The organism is Polaromonas sp. (assembly GCF_036676035.1).
In the GTDB taxonomy this organism is placed as follows: Bacteria; Pseudomonadota; Gammaproteobacteria; order Burkholderiales; family Burkholderiaceae_C; genus Polaromonas.
In genome coordinates, this window is sequence record NZ_JAKFDR010000067.1 from 1 (window position 1) to 21,579 (window position 21,579).

Annotated in this window: 21 protein-coding genes and 1 tRNA gene; 9 read left to right on the forward strand and 13 right to left on the reverse strand. The window is 61.2% G+C overall.

The window, feature by feature from the left end:
* Nucleotides 1–608 precede the first annotated feature (608 nt).
* Together V6M61_RS11080 and V6M61_RS11085 are read right to left on the reverse strand one after the other, a co-directional pair.
* Nucleotides 609–1,475, reverse strand: coding sequence for a hypothetical protein (locus tag V6M61_RS11080; protein ID WP_332776633.1), 867 nt, complete (start codon nucleotides 1,473–1,475; stop codon nucleotides 609–611).
* Nucleotides 1,476–1,485: 10 nt separating this feature from the next.
* Complete coding sequence (locus V6M61_RS11085; RefSeq protein WP_332776634.1) at nucleotides 1,486–2,040, reverse strand: hypothetical protein; 555 nt, start codon at nucleotides 2,038–2,040, stop codon at nucleotides 1,486–1,488.
* A gap of 162 nt (nucleotides 2,041–2,202) precedes the next feature.
* Here V6M61_RS11085 and V6M61_RS11090 point away from each other — a divergent pair, with 162 nt between their 5' ends.
* The gene (locus V6M61_RS11090; RefSeq protein ID WP_332776635.1) at nucleotides 2,203–2,511 is read left to right on the forward strand and encodes a hypothetical protein; all 309 of its coding nucleotides are present in this window, start codon (nucleotides 2,203–2,205) and stop codon (nucleotides 2,509–2,511) included.
* 61 nt (nucleotides 2,512–2,572) lie between these two features.
* On the opposite strand, the gene V6M61_RS11095 is transcribed toward V6M61_RS11090, so the two are convergent.
* Nucleotides 2,573–2,648, reverse strand: a tRNA-Asn gene (locus V6M61_RS11095).
* A gap of 190 nt (nucleotides 2,649–2,838) precedes the next feature.
* Here V6M61_RS11095 and thiD point away from each other — a divergent pair.
* Nucleotides 2,839–3,696, forward strand: coding sequence for a bifunctional hydroxymethylpyrimidine kinase/phosphomethylpyrimidine kinase (gene thiD / locus V6M61_RS11100; RefSeq protein WP_332776636.1), 858 nt, complete (start codon nucleotides 2,839–2,841; stop codon nucleotides 3,694–3,696).
* Nucleotides 3,697–3,880: 184 nt separating this feature from the next.
* Here the strand turns inward: thiD and V6M61_RS11105 are convergent, their stop codons facing one another.
* The 8 genes from V6M61_RS11105 to V6M61_RS11140 all read right to left on the reverse strand — a co-directional run bounded on the left by V6M61_RS11105 (nucleotide 3,881) and on the right by V6M61_RS11140 (nucleotide 11,660).
* Complete coding sequence (locus V6M61_RS11105) at nucleotides 3,881–4,981, reverse strand: NAD(P)/FAD-dependent oxidoreductase (protein WP_332776637.1); 1,101 nt, start codon at nucleotides 4,979–4,981, stop codon at nucleotides 3,881–3,883.
* An 84-nt stretch (nucleotides 4,982–5,065) separates the two neighbouring features.
* Complete coding sequence (gene fdxA / locus V6M61_RS11110; protein ID WP_332776638.1) at nucleotides 5,066–5,395, reverse strand: ferredoxin FdxA; 330 nt, start codon at nucleotides 5,393–5,395, stop codon at nucleotides 5,066–5,068.
* 102 nt (nucleotides 5,396–5,497) lie between these two features.
* Nucleotides 5,498–6,814, reverse strand: a complete 1,317-nt coding sequence (locus V6M61_RS11115; protein ID WP_332776639.1) for a sulfate adenylyltransferase subunit 1 — start codon at nucleotides 6,812–6,814, stop codon at nucleotides 5,498–5,500.
* The gene (cysD, locus tag V6M61_RS11120) at nucleotides 6,814–7,770 is read right to left on the reverse strand and encodes a sulfate adenylyltransferase subunit CysD (protein ID WP_332776640.1); all 957 of its coding nucleotides are present in this window, start codon (nucleotides 7,768–7,770) and stop codon (nucleotides 6,814–6,816) included. Before cysD ends, V6M61_RS11115 begins: the two co-directional genes overlap by 1 nt.
* Nucleotides 7,767–8,576 carry a phosphoadenylyl-sulfate reductase gene (locus tag V6M61_RS11125; RefSeq protein WP_332776641.1) on the reverse strand — a complete coding sequence of 270 codons (810 nt, stop codon included), beginning with the start codon at nucleotides 8,574–8,576 and terminating at the stop codon, nucleotides 7,767–7,769. The genes cysD and V6M61_RS11125 overlap by 4 nt, the downstream gene beginning before the upstream one ends.
* Before the next feature lie 17 nt (nucleotides 8,577–8,593).
* Nucleotides 8,594–8,986 carry a DUF934 domain-containing protein gene (locus V6M61_RS11130; protein WP_332776642.1) on the reverse strand — a complete coding sequence of 131 codons (393 nt, stop codon included), beginning with the start codon at nucleotides 8,984–8,986 and terminating at the stop codon, nucleotides 8,594–8,596.
* 14 nt (nucleotides 8,987–9,000) lie between these two features.
* Complete coding sequence (locus V6M61_RS11135) at nucleotides 9,001–10,845, reverse strand: nitrite/sulfite reductase (protein ID WP_332776643.1); 1,845 nt, start codon at nucleotides 10,843–10,845, stop codon at nucleotides 9,001–9,003.
* Between the two features lie 23 nt (nucleotides 10,846–10,868).
* Nucleotides 10,869–11,660, reverse strand: coding sequence for a sulfite exporter TauE/SafE family protein (locus V6M61_RS11140; protein ID WP_332776644.1), 792 nt, complete (start codon nucleotides 11,658–11,660; stop codon nucleotides 10,869–10,871).
* Between the two features lie 323 nt (nucleotides 11,661–11,983).
* Between V6M61_RS11140 and V6M61_RS11145 the strand changes: the two genes are divergently transcribed.
* Both V6M61_RS11145 and V6M61_RS11150 read left to right on the forward strand, forming a co-directional pair.
* Nucleotides 11,984–13,150, forward strand: coding sequence for an ABC transporter substrate-binding protein (locus tag V6M61_RS11145; RefSeq protein ID WP_332776671.1), 1,167 nt, complete (start codon nucleotides 11,984–11,986; stop codon nucleotides 13,148–13,150).
* Between the two features lie 55 nt (nucleotides 13,151–13,205).
* Nucleotides 13,206–14,045 (forward strand): response regulator, encoded by an 840-nt coding sequence (locus tag V6M61_RS11150; protein ID WP_332776645.1) that lies wholly within the window; start codon nucleotides 13,206–13,208, stop codon nucleotides 14,043–14,045.
* A 40-nt stretch (nucleotides 14,046–14,085) separates the two neighbouring features.
* Here the strand turns inward: V6M61_RS11150 and mnmC are convergent, their stop codons facing one another.
* The gene (gene mnmC, locus V6M61_RS11155; RefSeq protein WP_332776646.1) at nucleotides 14,086–15,993 is read right to left on the reverse strand and encodes an FAD-dependent 5-carboxymethylaminomethyl-2-thiouridine(34) oxidoreductase MnmC; all 1,908 of its coding nucleotides are present in this window, start codon (nucleotides 15,991–15,993) and stop codon (nucleotides 14,086–14,088) included.
* An 18-nt stretch (nucleotides 15,994–16,011) separates the two neighbouring features.
* Nucleotides 16,012–16,287 carry an oxidative damage protection protein gene (locus tag V6M61_RS11160; RefSeq protein WP_332776647.1) on the reverse strand — a complete coding sequence of 92 codons (276 nt, stop codon included), beginning with the start codon at nucleotides 16,285–16,287 and terminating at the stop codon, nucleotides 16,012–16,014.
* Between the two features lie 133 nt (nucleotides 16,288–16,420).
* Here V6M61_RS11160 and V6M61_RS11165 point away from each other — a divergent pair, with 133 nt between their 5' ends.
* From V6M61_RS11165 to V6M61_RS11185, 5 genes are all read left to right on the forward strand, one after another.
* Complete coding sequence (locus tag V6M61_RS11165) at nucleotides 16,421–17,449, forward strand: sulfate ABC transporter substrate-binding protein (RefSeq protein ID WP_332776648.1); 1,029 nt, start codon at nucleotides 16,421–16,423, stop codon at nucleotides 17,447–17,449.
* A 55-nt stretch (nucleotides 17,450–17,504) separates the two neighbouring features.
* Nucleotides 17,505–18,104: an NADPH-dependent FMN reductase gene (gene ssuE, locus V6M61_RS11170; RefSeq protein ID WP_332776649.1), complete on the forward strand. Its 600-nt coding sequence runs from the start codon at nucleotides 17,505–17,507 to the stop codon at nucleotides 18,102–18,104.
* Nucleotides 18,105–18,212: 108 nt separating this feature from the next.
* Nucleotides 18,213–19,247: a sulfonate ABC transporter substrate-binding protein gene (locus V6M61_RS11175; RefSeq protein ID WP_442957765.1), complete on the forward strand. Its 1,035-nt coding sequence runs from the start codon at nucleotides 18,213–18,215 to the stop codon at nucleotides 19,245–19,247.
* 19 nt (nucleotides 19,248–19,266) lie between these two features.
* A complete protein-coding gene (locus V6M61_RS11180; protein WP_332776651.1) occupies nucleotides 19,267–20,325 on the forward strand; it encodes a sulfonate ABC transporter substrate-binding protein in 1,059 nt (352 codons plus the stop codon).
* Between the two features lie 12 nt (nucleotides 20,326–20,337).
* Entirely contained in the window at nucleotides 20,338–21,570 is a 1,233-nt protein-coding gene (locus V6M61_RS11185) for an FMNH2-dependent alkanesulfonate monooxygenase (protein ID WP_332776652.1), read from the forward strand.
* Nucleotides 21,571–21,579: the final 9 nt, after the last annotated feature.

Consider the following 21,579-nt stretch of genomic DNA (forward strand, 5'->3'; position numbering starts at 1 on the left):
CCCCACGGTGTTCTTGCACCATGCGCACAGCGCGCTCACGCACCTCGGGGGAAAACTTGGTTGACTTTCTCATGGCTCCATTCTCTTAAAAGTTGGAGCCTCCTCAACACCCGGGGCGATTCACTTCACCGGCTGGACCATCGGCATGGGCGGAGTGATTGCGGCTCGCCTCTATGACAAAACCCGAGAGTTAGCCCATAGCGGGAAAGGCTGGGCCACGGAGTTATGGCGCCCTGCTGGCTGGGAGCCTGGTCAAGAGGTCTGGCGGCTCGAATTCGAGTTGAAGCGGGATTACCTCAAGGAACGCAGTCTGGAAGTCACGGATCATGGTGGATCGGTATGCCAAGTTTTCGACGGAAAACCTGTTGTCCGCAGCGTCTCGAATTGAACGCAATGGGGGAGGTGGCCGGAACGTGGTGAAGTTGTCATGTTTCATCACGCCTAGAAAGACAAAGGGCCTGCACTTTTGTGCAAGCCCTTGTTTTATTTGGCTCCCCGTCTGGGGCACACTACGAACCAAAATGCTGGTTTTGAACAGGTGGAAACCCTCGCATAGGGTGGCTGCTTAGTTGGCAATAAAGGCGGAATGCCGCGCAGGCAAACTAGGCCTAATGAAGTTCGTCCGCCAATCTTGACCACCAAATGTTGTAGCCGACTATAGTTTTTTCGGTTTTGTACGCTTGTGCAGCCGGCATGGAGGGGGCCATATAGTCAGTGAGCATTAAGCTATTGAGCGATGGTCTCTTCGGCTGCTGTGCTTGAAGCAGTGCGCCTAACAATCCCGTATTCGCCGCCATATTTCCAAAATTATTAGAAAGTGGTGGTGGTGGGGGAGGTGGCGGTGGCACCGGGATCGCGACAGTCACCTCTTTATAGACAGTTTCGAAATATTTCCACAGCTTTCGGTCAAGCTGCGTCCGAAATTCGATAGTGGCACGAGCTACGCCAGGGGCAATATCCTTTTCGAGTTTTGCAACCCTATGAATCGGCATTCCAATCGCTGACAAAATCGAACCGGCCCGAGGGCCAATTCGCGCAACTGTAAGAGGCGCATAGTGCAATACGATACGGCACCTCGGCTTTAAAGCACCGACCGCACCGCCAAGATTTGCCATGCGGTCAACTGCTGCCTTCGCATAAAAGGCAGCAATTAGCACTTTCTCACCAGCACCCTCAATGGCCGGGAAGTAAGCAAATAAACCGTCTCCTGCATATTCGACTTGCTCTGGATCAGCACCGTAGTCCTGCGTTATGCGATCCACGGTGGACAAGAAGGTATGGGCCATTTTTAGATAAGTGGCTTGCCTCTTGCTCCACAGAAGCTGTGTTGATCCAACGAGATCAATCTTCATGATAAAAAAGTTTTTCTCTGTGCCTTCGCCTCTGCGCAAACTAGACGGAGCCTTATCTACCAAGGCGTCCTCAGCCTCGTCAAAATGCGTTTTAAGTAGTTGCTCTACTCGGCGAAGAGACATCACCATGCCTTTAAGGGTTAAGGTACCGGCCCATCAGATAAATCACGGTCCCAAATACTAGCCAAGCCTCCGCAAACCCGATGCCCCATTTCAGCAAGCGAATTTTCACATCGCGTATATAGCAAAGCTTCATGTGTTCAAACGTCAATTCTTCTTGAACTCTAACGTCGGTTTGTGGAATATCCAGCATCGCATCAGCCACCTTTTTATTGGCGAAGATTACGGATCGCCTCAAAAGAGCGTCAATGAATCCAAATTCGTAGAGCCCGCCTCGATAGTACGCCCCGGTGTAAGACTTGCTATCCAGCAGATGCACAGATGGGTTATCGAGTGGAGCAAGAGCGCGGATTAGGGACAACATCGCCGCTGCCCAAGCCGCGAAAAAGAGCACTCCAAGCAACAGGGGCCAACTTGCGGGCAGCTTTTCAATCGCACTGAATATTCGACTAACGCTTGGCAGCGGTGCCAGTAGCAGAACAAGTACCGCCCCACACTTCACATCTAGCGCGCGTATTGTTAGCTGGCAGTCATCTAGTGCCGCCTTGGAAAATTCTTGTCCCGTCATTTGACCCCTCCGCCCGCATATTAAGCTCGAACAGAAACAAAGTCACTGACTGCTTCGGGTAACTTTTGCCATTGAAATCAGCCGCTGAAGCCCATTTTCGGGTGATGCGTTTGGTTGCCATTGCGCGCCTCAGCAGCACGCAGTAACCATTACATTGCTCCAATGGCAGCAGCAAAAAAAGGCGTAGCCCCCAGTGTCTTCGATGTCAAAACCATCACTCTGGATGATCTCCTTCGCGTCTTTGAAATGCAGTCGTATCGTCGGCCGAGGAAATCAGCATCAGATTTACCCGATGCCCCATTCAAAGTAGAAGACGTGCCTCCGACCTTGCAAAGCGAGATCTCACATTTTCGCTCCCACTACAAAAATCCGGATCGGGTGGAAGGGGTGCTGACCTTGAAGCTACCTGAGGCTCTGCGAAAGAGGGGCAGGAAAGACTCGAAAACAAAAAAGCCAAGTGGCAACAAATGATTGCAACTTGGCTTCTTCTGGTGTCTTCAGCAACCAACTGTTGCTAAAACACCATTTTCCTTGGCTCCTCAACCTGGGCTCGAACCAGGGACCTACGGATTAACAGTCCGGCGCTCTACCAACTGAGCTATTGAGGAATACAGCCTAAGATTATAGCCTGACTTTTATGCCTTTTTGAAGGCTTGGCTTGATGCAGAGTTGAGACGCATCAACTTTTCTGTGCTGACACTCACTATATCGTCGTGGGTGCATCACGTGGAATTGGCGTTGCCGTCATGGCTATAAGGCGCTGATGGCGCAGCAAGCCAGATGCCTGATAATTTTCACATGACAACACAGGCCATATCCCAAAACACGACTTACCGCTACGCCAGGGTTCTGTCGATTGCTGGCTCCGACAGTGGCGGTGGCGCCGGCATTCAGGCTGATCTAAAAACCTTCAGTGCGCTGGGCTGCTATGGCATGACGGCCATCAGCGCGCTGACGGCACAGAACACGCTAGGCGTCACGGGCATCCACGGTGTGCCGCCTGAGTTTCTCAAGGCCCAGTTGCAGGCTGTGATTGAAGACATCGGCGTGGACGCCGTCAAGATCGGCATGCTTCACTCTCCCGAGATCGTCAAAGTGGTGGCCTGGGCGATTGACCACTACCAGCTGGAGCGGGTGGTGCTTGACCCGGTGATGGTGGCCACCAGCGGGGACCGGCTGATCGCGCAGGAGACGGCCGAGGTGCTGGTGCGTGAGCTGTTTCCTCGTGCTGCGGTGGTCACGCCCAATCTGGATGAGGCCGCCTTGCTGCTGGGGCGCGCGATTGTTACGGCGGCTGACCTGGACCAGGCGGCGCGGGATTTGCTGGCGCTGGGGGCCAAAGCCGTGTTGCTCAAAGGGGGGCATTTGACGGGTGAGCGGGTGGTGGATGTCTTGACGCAGCGGGAGGGCGCAGAGCAGCGCTATGAAGCCGGCCGTATCGCCAGTCGCAACGTGCATGGAACGGGTTGCACGCTGTCTTCGGCGATGGCTTCTTACCTGGCGCTGGGCCATGGCTTGCCGCAAGCGGTTGAACTGGCGCGTGCTTACATTCTGGCGGCCATTGCAGCCGGGGCCACGGTGCAGACCGGGCATGGCCAGGGTCCCTTGAACCATGGCCATGCACCTGTGGCCATGCACTTGCTGCCAGTGCGGTAACCGTCGCACGGCCATCACTTTAGAATCAACGACTTAGACGTCTTCTGTCTCGGTAGACTCTGATTCCTCGGGCTTAGGCGTCGCCCCCAATCCAAAGAAAAAGCCCACCGGGTGGTGGGCTTGCGAATGAGGCGGACCGCATGGCAGGGTGTCGGGCCATGCCAGGGCTGAGGCGATCGGGCGATCAGTCAAACACCGGTGTTTCCACACCCAGCACCTTGTGCAGTTTCGGGCTGGTGGTGGTGTATTGCAGGTGAATTTTCTTTTCAGGGAAGATGAAGGGCGCAGCGCCAAAGGCCGCCAGCGCGCATTCATGGAAACCGCTCAGGATGAGCTTCTTTTTACCCGGGTAGGTGTTGATGTCACCGACGGCAAAAATGCCGGGGACGTTGGTCGAAAACTTCTCGGTGTCGACCTTGAGCTGCTTGCGTTCAATGTCCAGGCCCCATTCGGCGATCGGGCCGAGCTTGGGTGACAAGCCAAAAAACACCAGGAGCACATCAAGGGGCACCACGCGGGTGACGCCGTCGGCACCCGTGACTTTCGCGCCGGTGAGCTTGCCGTCTTTTTCCTCATAGCCGGTGACCTGGCCGATGATGAACTGCATCTCGTAGGCTTCGCAGAGTTCGTGCATCTTGGCCACGCTCGCAGGGGCAGCCTTGAAGCCGTCGCGGCGGTGGATCAGGATCACGCTCTCGGCCTTGTTCGGGCCGTCGTTCACAAAGTTCAGCGCCCAGTCGAGGGCAGAGTCACCGCCGCCCACGATCACCAGGTGCCTGCCGGCAAAATCGGCCGGGTTTTTGACGCGGTAGAACAGCTGGGTGTTGTCGAACTGATCGAGGCCATCAACTTTGAGCAGACGCGGCTGGAAAGCGCCCACGCCTGCGGCGATGAAGATGGTTTTCGTCAGGAACTTGGTGCCCTTGGAGGTTTCCACATAAAAGCGGCCGTCTTCCTGCTTTTCAACAATGCTGACTTCCTGGCCAAAGTGAAAGGTCGCCCCGAAAGGCTCGATCTGCTTGAGCAGCGAGTCGGTGAGCTCTTGGCCGGTGCACACGGGCACGGCCGGAATGTCGTAAATGGGCTTGTCGGGGTACAACTCAATGCACTGGCCGCCAGGATAGGCGAGGGAGTCAATCACATGGGCCTTGATCTCCAGCAGGCCCAGCTCAAAAACCTGAAACAGGCCGACCGGGCCGGCGCCCACAATGACGGCATCCGTCTCGATGGGGCCATCGTGCGCGGCCGCGGTGTTGATCACTTCTTGATTGAGTTGAGGTTCCATATTTTTATGACTTGGCGTTTGACAGGCGACAGGCAGGCAGCAGGTGGCGGACTGGACGGCGGGCTGTGTGCACTTGACGTGCGCTTAGCGGATCAGCTCAGCCAGCTTGCCGGTTTTGTCTTTCCACTCTTCAGCCTCAGGCAAGGCTTCCTTGCGCTTGGTGATGCTTTTCCAGCCGGACTGGCGGGACAGTTCGAGGTTGAGCTTGATGAAAGCGACCTGGTCGGCAGGGACGTCCTCTTCGGCGTAAATGGCGTTGACCGGACATTCCGGGATGCAGACGGCGCAATCAATGCACTCGTCCGGATCAATCACCAGCATGTTCGGGCCTTCGCGGAAGCAGTCCACAGGGCACACGTCCACACAGTCGGTGTATTTGCACTTGATACAGGATTCGGAGACGACGTGGGTCATGGTGGTTCAGTCGAGGTCGGTGGAAACCCTCGATTTTAAAGTGTTTCGGCTTGCTACGGTTGAAAGGGTGATGCGGAGGATGCGCTTGTTTGACGGGTTTGTTTATTGAATCAATGCCGCACCCGACGTTTTATGGGAAGCGGTATCGACCAGCACCAGCGAGCCCAGCACGCGCGACTGGCTGTATGGCCGGGCGGCAATGGGCTCCAGCAGGGCCAGTTCGACGACGCCGATGGCGTTGGCTTCGAGGTGTGTGGCTTCATGGCTTTCCAGGGTGGTGATGTTGACCTGGTTCACGATGCGCTTGATTTTGGCCTTGACCCAGCGGTGGCCCTGCAACGCCCAGTACAGGCGGCCCGGCACCAGCGGCTCGTCATCCATCCAGTCCACCGTGGCGGTGATTTCGCGCGTGCCCAGGGGCGGCTCGAAACCGCTGCTGGACAGCAGCCAGTCGCCGCGGGATACATCGACTTCGCGGTCCAGAATCACCCCCACGCTGTGACCGGCCAGCACGGCCTTGGGTTGGCGCGCATGGTTCATCACCTGGGCGACGGTCGCGGTCTGGCCGCTGGGCAGCACGGTGACTTCCTGTCCGGGCTGAACGGCGCCGCTGGCAATCCGGCCCCAGAAAATGCGGCGCCCCTGGGAGGTGTCGGCGCTGGATGAGAACTTTTCGACCCATTGCACGGGCAGTGCGAAGGGCTGCGTGGTGTCGGCCGGGGTCGCTGAAAGATGCTCGAGTATCTGCAGCAGGCTGGGGCCGCTGTAGTCGCACCAGCCCGCATTGGCATCGACCACGTTGTAGCCAACCAGGGCGGAGATCGGCACGATGGCCTTGACCGGAATGCCGGCCTGCTGGGCAAATTGCGTCAGCGCGGCGCTGATATGGGCAAACGCCAGGGCCGGGTTGTCCACCGCATCGAGCTTGTTGACGGCAAACACGATGGAGGGCACCCGCAGCAGGTTGACCAGTAGCGAGTGGCGGCGGGTTTGCGGCAGCAGTTCGGGCGAGGGTGCCTGCCAGGCCAGCTTGGTCGCGTCCACCAGCACCACGGCGGCATCGGCGCTCGATGCGGCGGTGACCATGTTGCGGGTGTACTGCTCGTGGCCGGGGGCGTCGGCAATGATGAACTTGCGGATCTCGGTGCTGAAGTAGCGGTAGGCCACATCGATGGTGATGCCTTGCTCGCGCTCGGCCGACAGGCCGTCGGTCAGCAGGGCCAGATCGGTCTCGCCGCCGCGCTGGACGCCGGCAAGGTGGTCCTGCAGCACGGCGCGGCTATCGACCAGCAGGCGGCCGATCAAGGTGCTTTTGCCGTCATCGACGCTGCCGCAGGTGACAAAACGCAGCGCGGCGCGCGTGTCCTGGCCGTTGGCAACGGCCGCGGTATTGGGCGTTTCAATAGTGGGCGTGCTCATCAGAAATACCCTTCTTTCTTGCGCTTTTCCATCGAAGCGTCAGAGGTTTTGTCGTCCATGCGGGTGGCGCCGCGCTCGCTCACGTCGGCGGCCAGGGTCTCGATCACGATCTCGCCGGCCGTCGCGGCCGGGCTTTCCACCGGGCAGGTGCAGGTGATGTCGCCGACGGTGCGAAAACGCACGGTTTTTTCAACCACCTGTTCGTCGGCGCGAGCCGGTGTCAGTTCGGTCACCGGCACCAGCAGGCCCTTGCGCTCGACCACCTTGCGCTGGTGTGCGTAGTACAGCGAAGGCAGCTCGATCTGCTCGCGCTCGATGTACTGCCAGACGTCCAGCTCGGTCCAGTTGGAAATCGGGAACACGCGAAAGTGCTCGCCGGGCTGCAGGCGGGTGTTGAACAGGGTCCACAGTTCGGGGCGCTGCGCTTTGGGCTGCCACTGGCCAAAGGCGTCGCGGTGCGAAAAAATGCGCTCCTTGGCGCGGGCTTTTTCTTCATCGCGGCGGGCGCCGCCAATCAGCGCATCAAAGCGGAACTCGTCAATCGCTTCGAGCAGCGTGACCGACTGGTGCACGTTGCGCGACTCGCCCGGGTGGGCCAGGCGCACGGTGCCGCGCTTCATGGAGTCTTCCACATTGCGCACGATCAGGTCGGCGCCGAGCTGCTGCGCGCGGTAGTCGCGAAAATCGGTCACTTCATGGAAGTTGTGGCCGGTGTCTATCATCAGCAGCGGGTAGGGGATGTGGCCGCCGCGTTCCTTGTCGATAAAGGCTTTTTCAGCGCACTTGAGCAGCACCAGCGAATCCTTGCCACCCGAGAACAGCAGCGTGGGGCGTTCGAATGCCGCCGCCACCTCGCGCAGGATGAAGATGGCCTCTTCCTCGAGGGAGTCGAGATGGGCATTGCTTAGCACATGAGTCGGCTGGTTAAGCATCTGGGATTCGGTTCGGGCGTTCATGCGGGTATGGGTTTGATGGGGATGATGCTGGACAAGGGCTCAAAAGCAGCGGGTTCCTGGGCTTCGTGGGTACCATCCGCGGCGACATGCAGGCCGCATTCCTTGGCGCTTTCCTGCTCCCACCACCAGCGGCCGGAGCGAAAATCCTCGCCCAGCGTGACGGCACGGGTGCAGGGCGCGCAGCCAATGCTGGGGTAGAACTCGTCGTGCAGCGGGTTGTAGGGCACATTGTTCGTCGCAATAAAGTGCCAGACATCGCCCCAGGTCCAGTCGGCCAGTGGGTTGATCTTCACGCGTGAAACGGCTTCGCCCTTGATCACCAGTTCTTGCTGCTCCACGTCATGCACCTCGGCGCGGGCGCTGGACTGCTCGCGCCGCAGGCCGGTGATCCAGCCTTTTTTGCCGGCCAGGGCGCGTTCCAGCGGCTCCATCTTGCGGATGTGGCAGCAGCCTTTGCGCAGTTCCAGGCTGCGGTACATCGCATCCTTGCCAAACTCGGCCACAAAACTGTCAGCGGCCACCGGGTCCGGCTGGTAAATGTCGACATGCAGGCCGTAGCGCTCTTCCAGCCGGCCCACCAGGGCCAGGGTCTGGGCATGCAGCATGCGGGTATCCAGCACAAAAATGCTGCTGGCGATCCCGGTTTCGGCAATCAGGTGGCTCACGACCATGTCTTCAGCGCCCAGGCTGGAGGCTTGCGTCAGCGGTGTGTACTGCGCGGCCGCCGAGCGCAGCAGCGCCTTGCTTGCTTCGAGCTTTTGGGCGAAGTTCGCCGAAGGCTTGGCGTAGAGGGAAATGGCACTCATGCGTAGGGCCTCGTAAATCAGTGGGTAGCTACAAAATGCGGGCTCACGTCGACAGCGTCGCCCTGGTATTTGCCCACCCCATAGCCGGGGTAGCTGCCAAGGACGCGCTGGGCCAGGCCCAAGTCCTGGTCGGCACGCAGCACGGCGCTGCAAAAACCGCTGCGCTCCATCTGCGCGAGCTGGTCCACCAGCACGTCGCCCGTGGCCCGGATTTCGCCTTTGAAGCCCAGGCGGCGGCTCAGCAGGAAGGCTTGGCTGAAGGCGCGCCCGTCGGTGAACTTGGGAAAATTCAGGTCAATCCGCGTCACCCCTTCGAGCGACAGCTCGCGGGGGTCGGCGTCATTGGCCAGTTCAATGACATTTTGGCCTGTAGTGCCCGTGAAATGTTCGGAAGCTGCTATCAATTTCATAGTAATTTTCGCTTTCAGGCGGTTTGGGCGGCACCGGCACCGGCGCTGGCCGCTGCGGCAAAACGTGCGCCATTGGCGGCGGTCTTGAAGGGCTCGGCGCCGACGCGGCGCAGGGTGTCGATAAAGGTTTCCTGCCGGTTGTTGACCGTCTGTCGCTCAGCGCGGTAGGTGTCGAGCACGGCTTCAATCACTTCAGGCACTTCAGCCGCTGAAAAAGACGGGCCGACAACCTTGCCGGCAATCGGCGCACCCGACAGCGTCGAGCCGTCCGAGCCGCCGAGCGTGATCTGGTACCACTCCTTGCCGTCCTTGTCGACGCCCAGGATGCCGATGTGGCCGCTGTGGTGGTGGCCGCAGGAGTTGATGCAGCCGCTGATGTGCAGGTCGATCTCGCCCAGGTCGTGCAGCTCGTCCAGGTCCTGGTAGCGCTGCGTGATGGCCTCGGCAATCGGGATGGAACGCGCATTGGCCAGCGAGCAGAAGTCGCCGCCGGGGCAGGCGATCATGTCGGTCAGCAGGCGGATGTTGGGTCGGGCAAAGCCCGCCTTGCGGGCGGCTTTCCACAGCTCAGGCAACTGGTCGCAACGCACCCAGGGCAGCAGAACGTTCTGGTCATGCGTGACGCGGATCTCGCCGGCGCTGAATTTGTCGGCCAGATCGGCCACCACTTCCAGGTGGTCCGCCGTGGCATCGCCGGGCGCATAGCCCAGGCGCTTGAGCGACAGCGTGACGGCGCGCAAATCGGGGTTTTTGTGCGGGGCCACGTTTTGCTGCAGCCAGCGCGAGAACTCGACGTCGTCTTCAGCCGCGGCGCGCAGCACATTGGCGATTTTGGCCTCGGCGTCGGTCCGGTTGCAGGTCAGCTGGGGCGGCACAAAGGAGGCCGACACGCGGTCCAGTTCGGCCTGCGTGATGGTGTGCGGTGCACCGTCGACTTCCAGAATCTGCTGGTACTCGGATTCCACCTCGTCGATAAAGCGCTGGCCTTCAGCCTTGACCAGAATCTTGATGCGGGCCTTGTACATGTTGTCGCGGCGGCCAAAACGGTTGTAGACGCGGACGATGGCTTCCAGGTAGTTGAGGATCTGGTTCCAGGGCAAAAACTCGCGGATGGTGGTGGCAATGACCGGGGTGCGCCCCATGCCGCCGCCTACCAGCACTTTGAAGCCCAGTTCGCCGCTCTCGTTGTTGAGCAAATGCAGGCCGACGTCGTGCCAGGCGGTGGCGGCGCGGTCTTCCAGCGCGCCCGTCACGGCCACCTTGAACTTGCGGGGCAGGAAGGCAAACTCGGGGTGCAGCGTGCTCCACTGGCGCATGATTTCGGCAAACGGGCGCGGGTCGGCAATCTCATCGGCCGCAATGCCGGCCAGTTCGTCGCTGGTGATGTTGCGGATGCAGTTGCCGCTGGTCTGGATGCCGTGCATGCTGACGCTGGCCAGCAGGTCCATCACGTCGGCCGACTTGTCGAGCGGTATCCAGTTGTACTGGACGTTCTGGCGGGTGGTGAAGTGGGCATAGCCGGCCTTCAGTTTGGAGCCGACGGACGAGCCATTTTTCAGCGCGACGGGGCCAAGATGGTCTTGCGTGGCCTGCGCCGACTGGAACAGCTCGGCCTTGGGCTGATCGTAATCGCGGGCAATTTTTGCCAGCACCCGTACTTGCGCGCTCGACAGCTCGCCGTAGGGCACGGCCACCCGCAGCATGGGCGCATAGCGCTGCACATACCAGCCGTTTTGCAGGCGCAGCGGACGAAACTCGTCTTCGGCCAGCTGGCCGGCCTGCCAGCGCGTGAGCTGGTCCCGGAACTGGTTGGCGCGGGCCTTCACAAACTGGCGGTCAAATTCGGTGTATTGGTACATGGCTGTCAAAAATCAGTATGAAATCAGATGGCTATCAGCTTGGCGCCGGCATAGGCCAGCAGCATGGACAACAGGGAGCGGATCACGCGGTCCGGCGTTTTGCTCACCAGCCGCGAGCCCAGCCAGATGCCGGGGAGCGAGCCGGCCAGCAATTTGGCCAGCAGTGACCAGTCGACCGAGCCCAGCGAGGCATGACCCAGGCCTGCCACCAGCGTCAGGGGCACGGCGTAGGCAATGTCGGCGGCCACGATGCGGGGCAGCGGCAGCAGGGGGTAGAGCAGCATCAGCACGGTCACGCCAATGGCGCCGGCGCCGACCGAGGTCAGCGTGACCAGCGTGCCGATCACCGCGCCGAAGAGCAGGGGCAGGCTCCAGTGGCGTGGCGTGGTGGCTTTGTCCAGCTGATCATGGGGCAGGCTGCGGGGAATCTGCTTGCCATGAATCGCCTTGTACAGGGTGGCGATGGCCGTCAGCAGCAGCGCCACGCCCAGCGTGGTGGTCATGACACGCTGGACCGCCGGGTCGGCAGGGCCGACCAGGTGCAGCACATACAGGGTGGCGAGTGCGGCAGGAATGCTGCCGGCGCTCAGGGCTCCCACCAGCCGCCAGGGCACCATGCGCTGACGAGCCAGGTGCACGGTGCCGCTCATTTTGGTGAAGGCCGCAAACAGCAGATCGGTGCCAATGGCCAGATGCGGTTTGACGCCGAAAATGAAAATCAGCAGGGGCGTCATCAAGGAGCCCCCGCCAACACCCGTCAGGCCGACGACCAGGCCCACGGCAAATCCGGCAAATATGAACGCAAAGTCATGCATAAGCCGGGAACTGTAAAAGCAGTCCTTATGAAAACAAACTACACATTTGTTCTTCACTTATGCGAATAAGCTTATTTGCAAGCATTCATGCGGCCCGGCAAGGGTTTTGCTTGCCTCTTGGTTTCAGCCGATACGCTGCGCAAGCATGGCCTGCGGCGTAAAGGGCCGGGCGCTGTTACAGTGCCTGCTTTTCAGCCTCTGCTTCAGACTGCAAGGTCGTCCTGTTCTGATCACGTGTGGTCAAAAGACTTATTTTTGGAAAAGTTGTGAAATCAACAAAACGCGCCATTTTGGGCGCCCTGCTGCTGGCGTCGGCGGTCTCCATGGCATGGTCTCTGGGCCTTGACTCAAAAAATCCGATCAGGATTGGTGAGATCAACAGCTACTCGACGATGCCGCAGTTCACCCAGCCTTACCGGCAGGGCTGGCAGCTCGCGGTGGAAGAAATCAACGTCACCGGCGGCTTGCTGGGCCGCAAGGTCGAGGTGATTGCCCGCGACGATGCCGGCAAGCCCGAAGAAGCCCTGCGCCATGCGATTGAGCTCACGTCCAAGGAAAAGGTCGATGTGCTGGCGGGCGGCTTTTTGTCCAATGTGGGTTTGGCGCTGGCCGACCATGCGCAAAAGAACAAGCGGCTGTTTGTTGCCAGCGAGCCCTTGACCGATGCCATCGTCTGGGACAAGGGCAACCGCTACACCTTCCGCCTGCGCCCCAGCACCTATATGCAGGCGGCCATGCTGGTGGAAGAGGCCGCCAGGCTGCCTGCCAAACGCTGGGCCACCATTGCGCCCAACTACGAATACGGCCAGAGCGCCGTCGCCAGCTTCAAGGAACTGCTCAAGGCCAGGCGGCCCGACGTGGAGTTTGTCGGCGAGCAGTGGCCTGCGTTGGGCAAGCTCGAAGCCGGCACCACCCTGCAAGCGACCATGCAAAGCCGGCCCGACGCGATTTTCAACGTGACCTTCGGTGCGGACCTGGCCAAACTGGTGCGTGAAGGCAATCAGCGCGGCATTTTCCCGAAAACGCCGGTGGTATCCCTGCTGTCCGGCGAGCCGGAGTACCTGGATGTGCTCAAGGACGAAACGCCCAAAGGCTGGATCGTCACGGGCTACCCCTGGGACCAGATCGACTCGCGCGAGCACGCCAGCTTTGCCGCCAACTACTACCGCCGCTTTAATGAATACCCCAAGGTCGGCTCGGTGGTGGGTTATGCCACCATGCAGGCGATTTTTGCGGCCATTACCAAGGCCAGGTCGACCGACAACGGAAAACTGGTCAGCGCCATGCGGGGCCTGAAGTTTTCCACCCCGTTCGGCCCGGCGGAGTTTCGCGCAATCGACCACCAGTCCACCATGGGCGCCTATGTCGGCAAGCTGGACCTGCGCGGCCACAAGGGCACCATGACGCAGTGGCGTTATGCCGACGGCAAAGCCTACCTGCCCAATGATGCCTACGTGAAAGCACGCCGCCCGGCTGCCGCCATGAAGTGAGTTTGCAGGCCGGGCCGCTCAGAAATCCGCTTGAATCCCCGCATAATCGGCACAAATGCAAAATACGGTCGGTGGGGCAGTCAAGCGGATTTTTGTAAAAGTCTTCGGGTTCAGTGACGTTGAACGTCATGCGCTGAACACGGTGTTCCGGCTTTCCGAATCGAGCAGCATTGCTTACGCCCCCTGGACGGCCGAAGCGCCTGAAAAAGCGCAAGTGCTGCTGCTCGATGGCCAAAGCTGGGAGGCTGCCCTGGAGCTGGCCAATCCGGCCCACGACCAACTCAAGCTGATCTGGGTCGGCGAGGCCGCACCCCCAGCGGCCTGGCGTGTCTTTCAACGCCCCATCCAGTGGGCGGCCGTGGTGGAGGCCATGGACGAATTGTTCGCCACGCCTATGGAGCCTGACCTTGATCTGGACCTTCTTTCGGAGCCTCCTTCCGAACCTGCGGACCTCGGCAGGGATGTCGATCCGGCCTCTGATGCGCTGGCGCCCACCGACCCCATGCCGCTTGAAATCCCGGCACCCCCTGATGCGTCCGATGCCCGCGTGCTGGTGATCGATGCCGGGCGCGATGACCGACTGTACTGGCGTGCCAAGCTGGCCAGCGCCAAACTGTTCGAGGTGGATGAAGCTGCTACAGGCGCCGAGGCCCTGCAACTGCTGCACAGCCGGACTTACCGCCTCGTTGTGGTGGATCTGGGCCTGACCGACATGGACCCCTGGCAGTTGCTCAAGGACATCGAGGCCGTCCGGCCCGTGATTGAGCATGTGTTTGTCACCGCTCGATCGCTGTCGCGTGCGCAGGCGATCCGGGCCTGGTTTGCCGGCGCCAAAGCATCGTTTGCCAAGCCGCTGCACCCTGGCCGGCTCAAATATTTGCTACGAAATATATAGCAGCCTGCAGATATTCTGCAAGGGATTCCGGCCAAAATCATCAAGTATCGGCAGCAAAGAAGCGCTGTACATCCATCGCCTGGGCCAGGCGTTTTTCAACCGGCAGCGGCTCGCCATGCAAACGGGCGGCCAGTAGTTCGGCGCACAGCAGGGCAAAGGTCAGGCCCCGCGAGCCCATGGCCGTACAGACCCACAGCCCGGGGGCGGCGGCACCCGGGACAGGCCCGAGCAGGGGCAGCCGGTCCGGGGAGGCGCAGCGCACGCCGGCCCAGGCCTTGACTTTGCCCGCACTGAATTGCGCGGCCAGGTGCGCGGCGGTGGCGGGCAGCAGGGTTTGCAGGCGGGCGAAATTGGCGAGGTGGTCTTCGGGGCGGGTTTGGGCCTTGTCCTTGTCGCGTTCAAAGGTGGCGCCGACCAGCCAGGCATGGCCCTGGTCCATGGGCAGCCGGGGGATGAAGCTGCCATGGCCGTTGACCGGCAGCGCGGGAAAGGCCGGGGCGTCGGCGGCTTCATTCGCCTCACGCCAGCCCCATGACATTTGCCCGCGAATGGCCTGGAGGGGTAATTGGCAACCCAGCAGCTCACGGCTGGCGTAAGCGGCAGCCACCACCACCAAATCGGCCTGGGCCAGCGTTTGTCCTGTCGCATCCAGCAGTTGCCAGCGGGGACCTTGCTCTTGCGCGTCACTTGGGCGCGGCAGGATTTGCGCTACATCCACGCCTGCGCGCCAACTGATGGCCGGATGCGCCAGCAGGGCCTTAGCCAGCTGGGAAGCCTTGATCCAGCCCGCCCGCCGGTGCCAGCAGGCGGGCGTGGTGTCGGCCGAGTCGCCGGGAAAACCTGCACTCTGTCGCTGTTCCGGCGTGGCTTCGCAGCTCCAGTCCCGTCCGGCCTCGGGCCAGTCGGCGGGCAGCCCCAGCTTGCCATTGAGCCGGTGCTCCAGCACGCCGGTAGCCTGCCAGTCCAGCCCTTCACGCAGCAAGGCACTGGCTTGCGGCAGCGTAGCGCGCACGCCGCTGCGCGACAGGCGGGAGAGCACATTGTCATCGGGTGACAGCTGCGGTGCGAACAGCCCCGCCGGCAGTCCTGAAGCGCCGCTGGCCGGTGTGCTGGCGGCATCCAGCACCTCGACCCGCCAGCCGCGGCGTGCCAGGCTGGCGGCGGTGGCCGCGCCGGCCAGTCCGCCGCCAATGACCACGCAGCTGCCTGGGGCCTGCTGGGCAAATAGGGGCGTGTCAGCCGCTTTCCGGGGTTCCCAGCGGGGGTTGTACTCGCCCTGCAGATTGTCCCGCTTGGGCGGGATGCCGGGCGTTTTTTGCACCACAAAACCGCACTGCGCCAGCGCGTCGCGCACGCTGCGCGCGACCGTCCAGGTGGCCACGCGCGTGCCACGCCGGCAGCAGCGTGCCACGGCCTTGAAGGTCTGGACATCCCAGAGTTCCGGGTTGCGCTGCGGGCTGAAGCCGTCGAGGTAGACCGCATCGGCCTCAAACTGCTGCTCGCGCAGCATGGCTTTGGCGTCGCCAATGCACAGGCTCAAGAGCACCTGGCCGCCTTCAAACACCAGCCGGTGAAAGCCCGGCAGCAAGCCCCACAGCTGCGCCTGCAGCTGCTCGGCCAAGGGCAGCAGCTCGGGGTGGCTGGCGGCGCTGCGCAGCACATCGGCTGCGCTGGCCGGAAAGGCTTCGGTAGAAACGAAATGCAGCAGGCGCGGGCGTTGCGGGTCGGCTTTCCAGGCTGCCCAAGTCACCAGAAAGTTCAGGCCCAGCCCAAAGCCGGTTTCGAGAATGCGCCACTGCGGCTGCTGGGCCCAGGCTGCAGGCAGGCCGCAGCCTTTGAGGAACACTTCGCGGGCCTGGTCCAGGCCACCCAACTCGCTGCGATAGCGGTCACCAAAGCGCGGGCTGTAGGGGGTGCCGTCTTGCAGCCACTCAATGCGCTCGGGCATCCGCGGTCTTTGGGGTGTTCAGGGCTTGGTGGGGGGGACGTAGCCCTGGGCCACGTCGGCACCTTCGCCAAAGAAATGCTTTTCCATCTGGCGCGCCAGGTACTGGCGGGCGCGGGCATCGGCCAGGTTGAGGCGGTTTTCATTGACCAGCATGGTTTGCTGCTTCATCCACTCGGCCCAGGCTTCCTTGCTGACTTCTTCCCAGAGGCGCTTGCCCAGTGGGCCGGGGTAGGGCGGAAAGTCAAGGCCCTCAGCCTCTCTGCCCAATTTGATGCATTTGACCATGCGTGCCATTTAAATATTCTTTCGTGGTTTTAAGATAGTTATGGAATAAGAAGCTGATTTCTTATTCGTTCCAGTTTTCAATGCCTGCTTTCAGAATCCAGTTTCCCGCATAGACATGCATTTTTGGACCGGAAAGCAAACCATGAGTACACGCCGTCACTTTATCAATGTTTCAAGCCGTGCGGCATTGGCCGTAGCGCTGGCAGGGTCAGTATTGGCCAGCCATGCCCAGCAACCGGCGGTGACGCTTCTGAATGTGTCCTATGACCCCACCCGCGAGCTGTATGTGGAGTACAACGCAGCATTCTCCAGGCACTGGAAAGCCAAAACCGGCCAGGACGTGACCATCAAGCAGTCGCATGGCGGCTCCGGCAAGCAGGCGCGCTCCATCATCGATGGCCTGGATGCTGACGTGGCCACGTTGGCCCTGGCGGGAGACACCGACGCGCTGGTGAAAAACGGCGGATGGCTCGCCCCCGACTGGCAAAAGAAGCTGGCGCACAACTCCTCGCCCTATACCTCGACCATCGTGCTGGTGGTGCGCCAGGGCAACCCCAAGGGCATCAAGGACTGGGACGACCTGGTCAAGCCGGGCGTCAGCGTGATCACGCCCAACCCCAAGACCTCGGGTGGCGCCCGCTGGAACTACTTGGCGGCCTGGGAGTTCGCCAAGCGCAAATATGGCGGCGACGCCAAGGCAAAAGACTTTGTGGCCAAGCTTTACGGCAATGTGCCGGTGCTGGATACCGGCGCACGCGGATCGACCATCACCTTTGCGCAGCGCGCCCAGGGGGATGTCCTGATTGCGTGGGAGAACGAAGCCTACCTGCTGGAAAAGGAATTTGGCACCAAATTCGATGTCATCGCCCCGTCGCTCAGCATCCTGGCCGAGCCTGCTGTGGCCGTCGTCGACAAGAACGTCGACAAAAAAGGCACGCGTGCCGTCGCCGAGGAATACCTGAAGTACCTCTATTCGGAAGAAGGCCAGGACATCGCGGGCAAGAATTTCTACCGCCCGGCGGTTTCCGAGAAGGCCAAGGCCAAGTACGCCAAGCAGTTCGCCAAGCTGAACCTGTTCACCATCGACCAGTCCTTTGGTGGCTGGGCCAAGGCGGATAAGGCGCACTTCGCCGATGGCGGATCGTTTGACCAGATTTACGTGAGGAAATAAACGTCAGGGATAAACGTCAAAGAACGTCAAAGGCAAATCAGGGAGAACCATAAAAATGCCACTACAACCTTCCGTGTTGCTGATTGCAGGCAGCCCATCAGAGCAGTCCCGCTCTGCAGCGCTGCTTGATTCGGTCAGCCATCGGCTGGCCCTGCGCAGCGGCTTCGTGGTTGACCGCCTGAACGTCCGCGAGCTGCCCGCCCAGGCGCTACTGCTGGCGGAATGGGGACATCCGGCCATTGCCGCAGCGATAGCGCAGGTGGCGCGGGCCCGTGCCATTGTGGTGGCCACGCCGGTGTACAAGGCGGCTTACAGCGGCCTGCTCAAAGTGCTGCTGGATTTGCTGCCGCAAACCGCCTTGAAAGAAAAAACCGTGCTGCCGCTGGCCACCGGCGGCAGCCCCAATCACATGCTGGCCCTTGATTACACGCTGCGGCCGGTGCTGCAGTCCCTGTCGGCTCGCCAGATCTTGCCGGGTGTGTACGCTACCGACGCGCAAGTCCCGCAGGCAGCCGACAAGCGTTATACGGTCGGCCCGGACATTGCCGCCCGGCTTGATGACGCGGTCCTCACTTTGCTGGCCGAGAGCTTCCGAATGCCAGCCACGGCCGGGTTCGAGCCCGTGCCGTTTTCCAGGGTGCGATGTAGCGTTTGATGCATCGCCGCAGGCCTTCATGCAGGCCTGTTCCTTGATTCCCCATTTTTGAATAAATGCCCGTGCAGGCGGCAGGGAAGAGCTTTGCCTGCGCTCAACGAAAAGGATATGAACATGACACAAATCACCACCGACAGCGTTGAAAGCGCTGTCCCGTCCCGCCGCTGGTGGCACTCTTTGCGCACATTGGGCATCGCCCTCCTGGTGACCGCTGCGCTGGCTGTGATTGCCAGTTTCCTGCTGCTGCCCGTGGCTCGGGCTCAAAGCAAGCCAGCGGCCGAGCTGCGCATTGGCTACCAGAAGTCGGCCAGCCTGTTTGTGCTGCAAAAAGCTCAGGGTACGCTTGAAAAGCGGCTGGCACCGCTCAATGCCAGCGTCAAATGGATTGAGTTTCCGGCCGGCCCGCAGCTGCTCGAAGGCCTGAACCTGGGGTCGGTTGACGTCGGCTATGTGGGCGAAGCGCCACCAGTCTTCGCCCAGGCAGCCGGTGCGAAGTTTGCCTACATCGGCTACGACCCGGCAGCGCCTGAAGCCGAGGCGATTCTGGTGCCCAAGGACTCCGTGATCAAGTCCGTGGCTGACTTGAGGGGCAAGAAAGTCGCGCTGAACAAAGGCAGCAACGTTCACTACCTGCTGGTCAAGCTGCTTGAAAAAAATGGCCTCAAGCTCAGCGATATCCAGCCGGTCTACCTGCCGCCGGCCGATGCGCGTGCTGCTTTCGAAAGCAGCAATGTGGACGCCTGGGTGATCTGGGATCCGTTCTCGGCCGCTGCTGAAAAAGCCATCGGCGCCCGCGTGCTGGCAGACGGTAAAGGCGTGGTCAACAATTACCAGTACTACCTTGCCGAGCGCGGCTTCGTGGCTAAGAATCCCAAAGTGATCCAGGCACTGTTTGACGATTCAGTGGAGCGGGGCGCCTGGCTCAAGTCCAACCTGAAAAAGGCGGCCGAACTGATTGCTCCCTTGCAAGGCCTGCCCGTCGATGTGGTCGAACTCAGCCTGCGCCGTTATGAGTTCAACGTCAAACCCGTGCCCGACAGCGTCATTGCAGAGCAGCAAAAACTGGCCGACACCTTCTTTGACCTCAAGCTGATTCCCAAAGCCATCGCCGTGCGCGAAGCGGCCTGGAAATCCGCGCTTTGAATCTTCAGGAAAAACCATCATGAGCAACTTCAACCTATCGGGCGCGGCTTTCCTGCGCCGCCGTTTCCTGAGAGTCATAGGCACCACGGCCGCGCTGTGGGGTTTGGGCAGCGGCGCTTCAAAAGCTCAGCCGGCGGCTGTCAAGCCCGAAAAAGCGCTCGAGCATTTGCCTCAACTGTCTCAACTGCCTCAATTGCGCATTGGCTATCAAAAGTCGGCGGTCAATCTGGTGATTCTGAAACAGCAGGGCGTGCTGGAAAAGCGCTTTCCCAACACCAAAATCACCTGGGCTGAATTTCCGGCCGGGCCGCAACTGCTTGAGGCCCTGTCTGTGGGCAGCCTGGAATTCGGCTTGACCGGTGACTCGCCGCCGGTCTTTGCCCAGGCTGCCGGCAAAGACCTCGTCTATGTCGGCGCGGAGCCACCCAAGCCGGACAGCTCGGCGATTCTGGTGCTGAACGACTCGCCACTCAAAACGCTGGCCGACCTGAAAGGGCGCAAGATTGCGCTGCAAAAAGGCTCGAGCGCCCATTACCTGCTGGTGCGCGCGGTGGAAAAAGCCGGGCTGCAATGGAGCGACATCCAGCCCATCTACCTGCCGCCAGCCGATGCGCGTGCAGCGTTCGAGCGCAAGAGTGTCGATGCCTGGGCCATCTGGGACCCGTTTTACGCGGCCATTGAGCTGGCCATCAAACCGCGCGCCCTGGCCACCGGGCGTGACCTGACGAGCAACAACTCGTTTTACCTGGCCTCACGCCCGTTGGCCACGCAGCACCCGCAGGTGCTGGCGGTGCTGTTTGAAGAGCTGACGCGGGCCGACGCCTTTGTCCAGAGCAACCGCAAGGACGTCATCAAGCTGATCTCCGACTTCAGCGGCCTGGACGCTGGCGTCGTGAGCCTGTTTATCCAGCGTCGCCCGAAGTCGCCGGTGAGCCCGCTGAGCGCCGCCACGGTGGCCGACCAGCAGCGTGTTGCCAATGCGTTTCTGAAACTGGGCCTGATTCCCAAGCCCGTGACGGTGGCCGAGATTGTCTGGCGGCCTGACGGCACGCGTCTGGCGCAGCTTGAACGTAAATAAGGAGGCATAAGCATGCAAGTGTTCTGGTTTATTCCCACCCACGGCGACAGCCGCTACCTGGGTACGGCCGAAGGCGCGCGCGAACTCAGCCACGACTACCTGAAGCAGGTCGCGGTGGCCGCAGACAGCCTGGGTTACGAAGGCGTGCTGATCCCTACCGGCCGGTCTTGTGAAGACCCGTGGGTGATTGCCTCCAGCCTGTTGCCCGTGACCAGGAACCTGAAGTTTCTGGTGGCGGTGCGGCCGGGCCTGCACCAGCCCAGCCTGGCAGCGCGCATGGCCGCCACGTTTGACCGGCTCTCCGGGGGCCGCCTGCTGATCAACCTGGTCACCGGCGGCGATCAGACCGAGCTCGAAGGCGACGGGGTGTACCTGGACCACGCGCAGCGTTACGAGCAGTCGGCCGAATTCATCCGGATCTGGCGCGAAGTCATCGCGCGCAGCCATGACGGTGAAAGCTTTGACTACGAAGGCAAGCATTTGAGCGTCAAAGGCGCCAAGTTGCTGTACCCCCCGGTGCAAAAGCCCTATCCACCGGTTTATTTCGGGGGCTCGTCGCCAGCGGCTCACGATCTGGCGGCGGAGCAGGTCGATACCTACCTGACCTGGGGCGAACCACCGGCCGAAGTGGCCAAAAAAGTGGCTGATGTCCGCGCGCGTGCGGCAAAGTATGTAGACCCCCACGCTTCGCTGCCCCCCGAGGGGGCGTCCGGCGCCTTGGGGCGGCCCGGCGGCGCCGGGGGCCGCACCGTGAAGTTTGGCATCCGCCTGCATGTGATTGTTCGCGAGACCGACGATGAGGCCTGGCAAGCCGCTGAAAACCTGATCAGCCGACTTGATGACGACACCGTGATCCGAGCCCAAGCAGCGTTTTCGCGCATGGACTCGGAAGGGCAGCGCCGCATGGCCGCGCTGCATGCGGCTGGCAAGAAGCGTACACGCGCCGACCTCGAAATCAGCCCCAACCTCTGGGCCGGCGTGGGCCTGGTGCGCGGTGGCGCGGGCACAGCCCTGGTCGGTGATCCGAAAACCGTGGCCGCGCGTATCGAGGAATACGCTGCATTGGGGCTGGACACCTTTGTGCTGTCGGGCTACCCGCACCTGGAAGAGGCTTACCGCTTTGCAGAGCTGGTGTTTCCGTTGTTGCCGCGCAAGCTGCGTGACCGGCTGTCAGCAAGCGCACTGCAGGGGCCGTTCGGGGAAGTCGTTGCCAACGACTACCTGCCGCGCGTGTCGCAAAGCTGAAGGACGAAG

Coding starts and splice junctions, on each gene's coding strand:
- V6M61_RS11080 (WP_332776633.1), bottom strand. CDS start 1,475: ATGTCTCTTCGCCGAGTAGAGCAACTACTTAAAACGCATTTTGACGAG.
- V6M61_RS11085 (WP_332776634.1), bottom strand. CDS start 2,040: ATGACGGGACAAGAATTTTCCAAGGCGGCACTAGATGACTGCCAGCTA.
- V6M61_RS11090 (WP_332776635.1), top strand. CDS start 2,203: ATGGCAGCAGCAAAAAAAGGCGTAGCCCCCAGTGTCTTCGATGTCAAA.
- thiD (WP_332776636.1), top strand. CDS start 2,839: ATGACAACACAGGCCATATCCCAAAACACGACTTACCGCTACGCCAGG.
- V6M61_RS11105 (WP_332776637.1), bottom strand. CDS start 4,981: ATGGAACCTCAACTCAATCAAGAAGTGATCAACACCGCGGCCGCGCAC.
- fdxA (WP_332776638.1), bottom strand. CDS start 5,395: ATGACCCACGTCGTCTCCGAATCCTGTATCAAGTGCAAATACACCGAC.
- V6M61_RS11115 (WP_332776639.1), bottom strand. CDS start 6,814: ATGAGCACGCCCACTATTGAAACGCCCAATACCGCGGCCGTTGCCAAC.
- cysD (WP_332776640.1), bottom strand. CDS start 7,770: ATGAACGCCCGAACCGAATCCCAGATGCTTAACCAGCCGACTCATGTG.
- V6M61_RS11125 (WP_332776641.1), bottom strand. CDS start 8,576: ATGAGTGCCATTTCCCTCTACGCCAAGCCTTCGGCGAACTTCGCCCAA.
- V6M61_RS11130 (WP_332776642.1), bottom strand. CDS start 8,986: ATGAAATTGATAGCAGCTTCCGAACATTTCACGGGCACTACAGGCCAA.
- V6M61_RS11135 (WP_332776643.1), bottom strand. CDS start 10,845: ATGTACCAATACACCGAATTTGACCGCCAGTTTGTGAAGGCCCGCGCC.
- V6M61_RS11140 (WP_332776644.1), bottom strand. CDS start 11,660: ATGCATGACTTTGCGTTCATATTTGCCGGATTTGCCGTGGGCCTGGTC.
- V6M61_RS11145 (WP_332776671.1), top strand. CDS start 11,984: ATGGCATGGTCTCTGGGCCTTGACTCAAAAAATCCGATCAGGATTGGT.
- V6M61_RS11150 (WP_332776645.1), top strand. CDS start 13,206: ATGCAAAATACGGTCGGTGGGGCAGTCAAGCGGATTTTTGTAAAAGTC.
- mnmC (WP_332776646.1), bottom strand. CDS start 15,993: ATGCCCGAGCGCATTGAGTGGCTGCAAGACGGCACCCCCTACAGCCCG.
- V6M61_RS11160 (WP_332776647.1), bottom strand. CDS start 16,287: ATGGCACGCATGGTCAAATGCATCAAATTGGGCAGAGAGGCTGAGGGC.
- V6M61_RS11165 (WP_332776648.1), top strand. CDS start 16,421: ATGAGTACACGCCGTCACTTTATCAATGTTTCAAGCCGTGCGGCATTG.
- ssuE (WP_332776649.1), top strand. CDS start 17,505: ATGCCACTACAACCTTCCGTGTTGCTGATTGCAGGCAGCCCATCAGAG.
- V6M61_RS11175 (WP_442957765.1), top strand. CDS start 18,213: ATGAACATGACACAAATCACCACCGACAGCGTTGAAAGCGCTGTCCCG.
- V6M61_RS11180 (WP_332776651.1), top strand. CDS start 19,267: ATGAGCAACTTCAACCTATCGGGCGCGGCTTTCCTGCGCCGCCGTTTC.
- V6M61_RS11185 (WP_332776652.1), top strand. CDS start 20,338: ATGCAAGTGTTCTGGTTTATTCCCACCCACGGCGACAGCCGCTACCTG.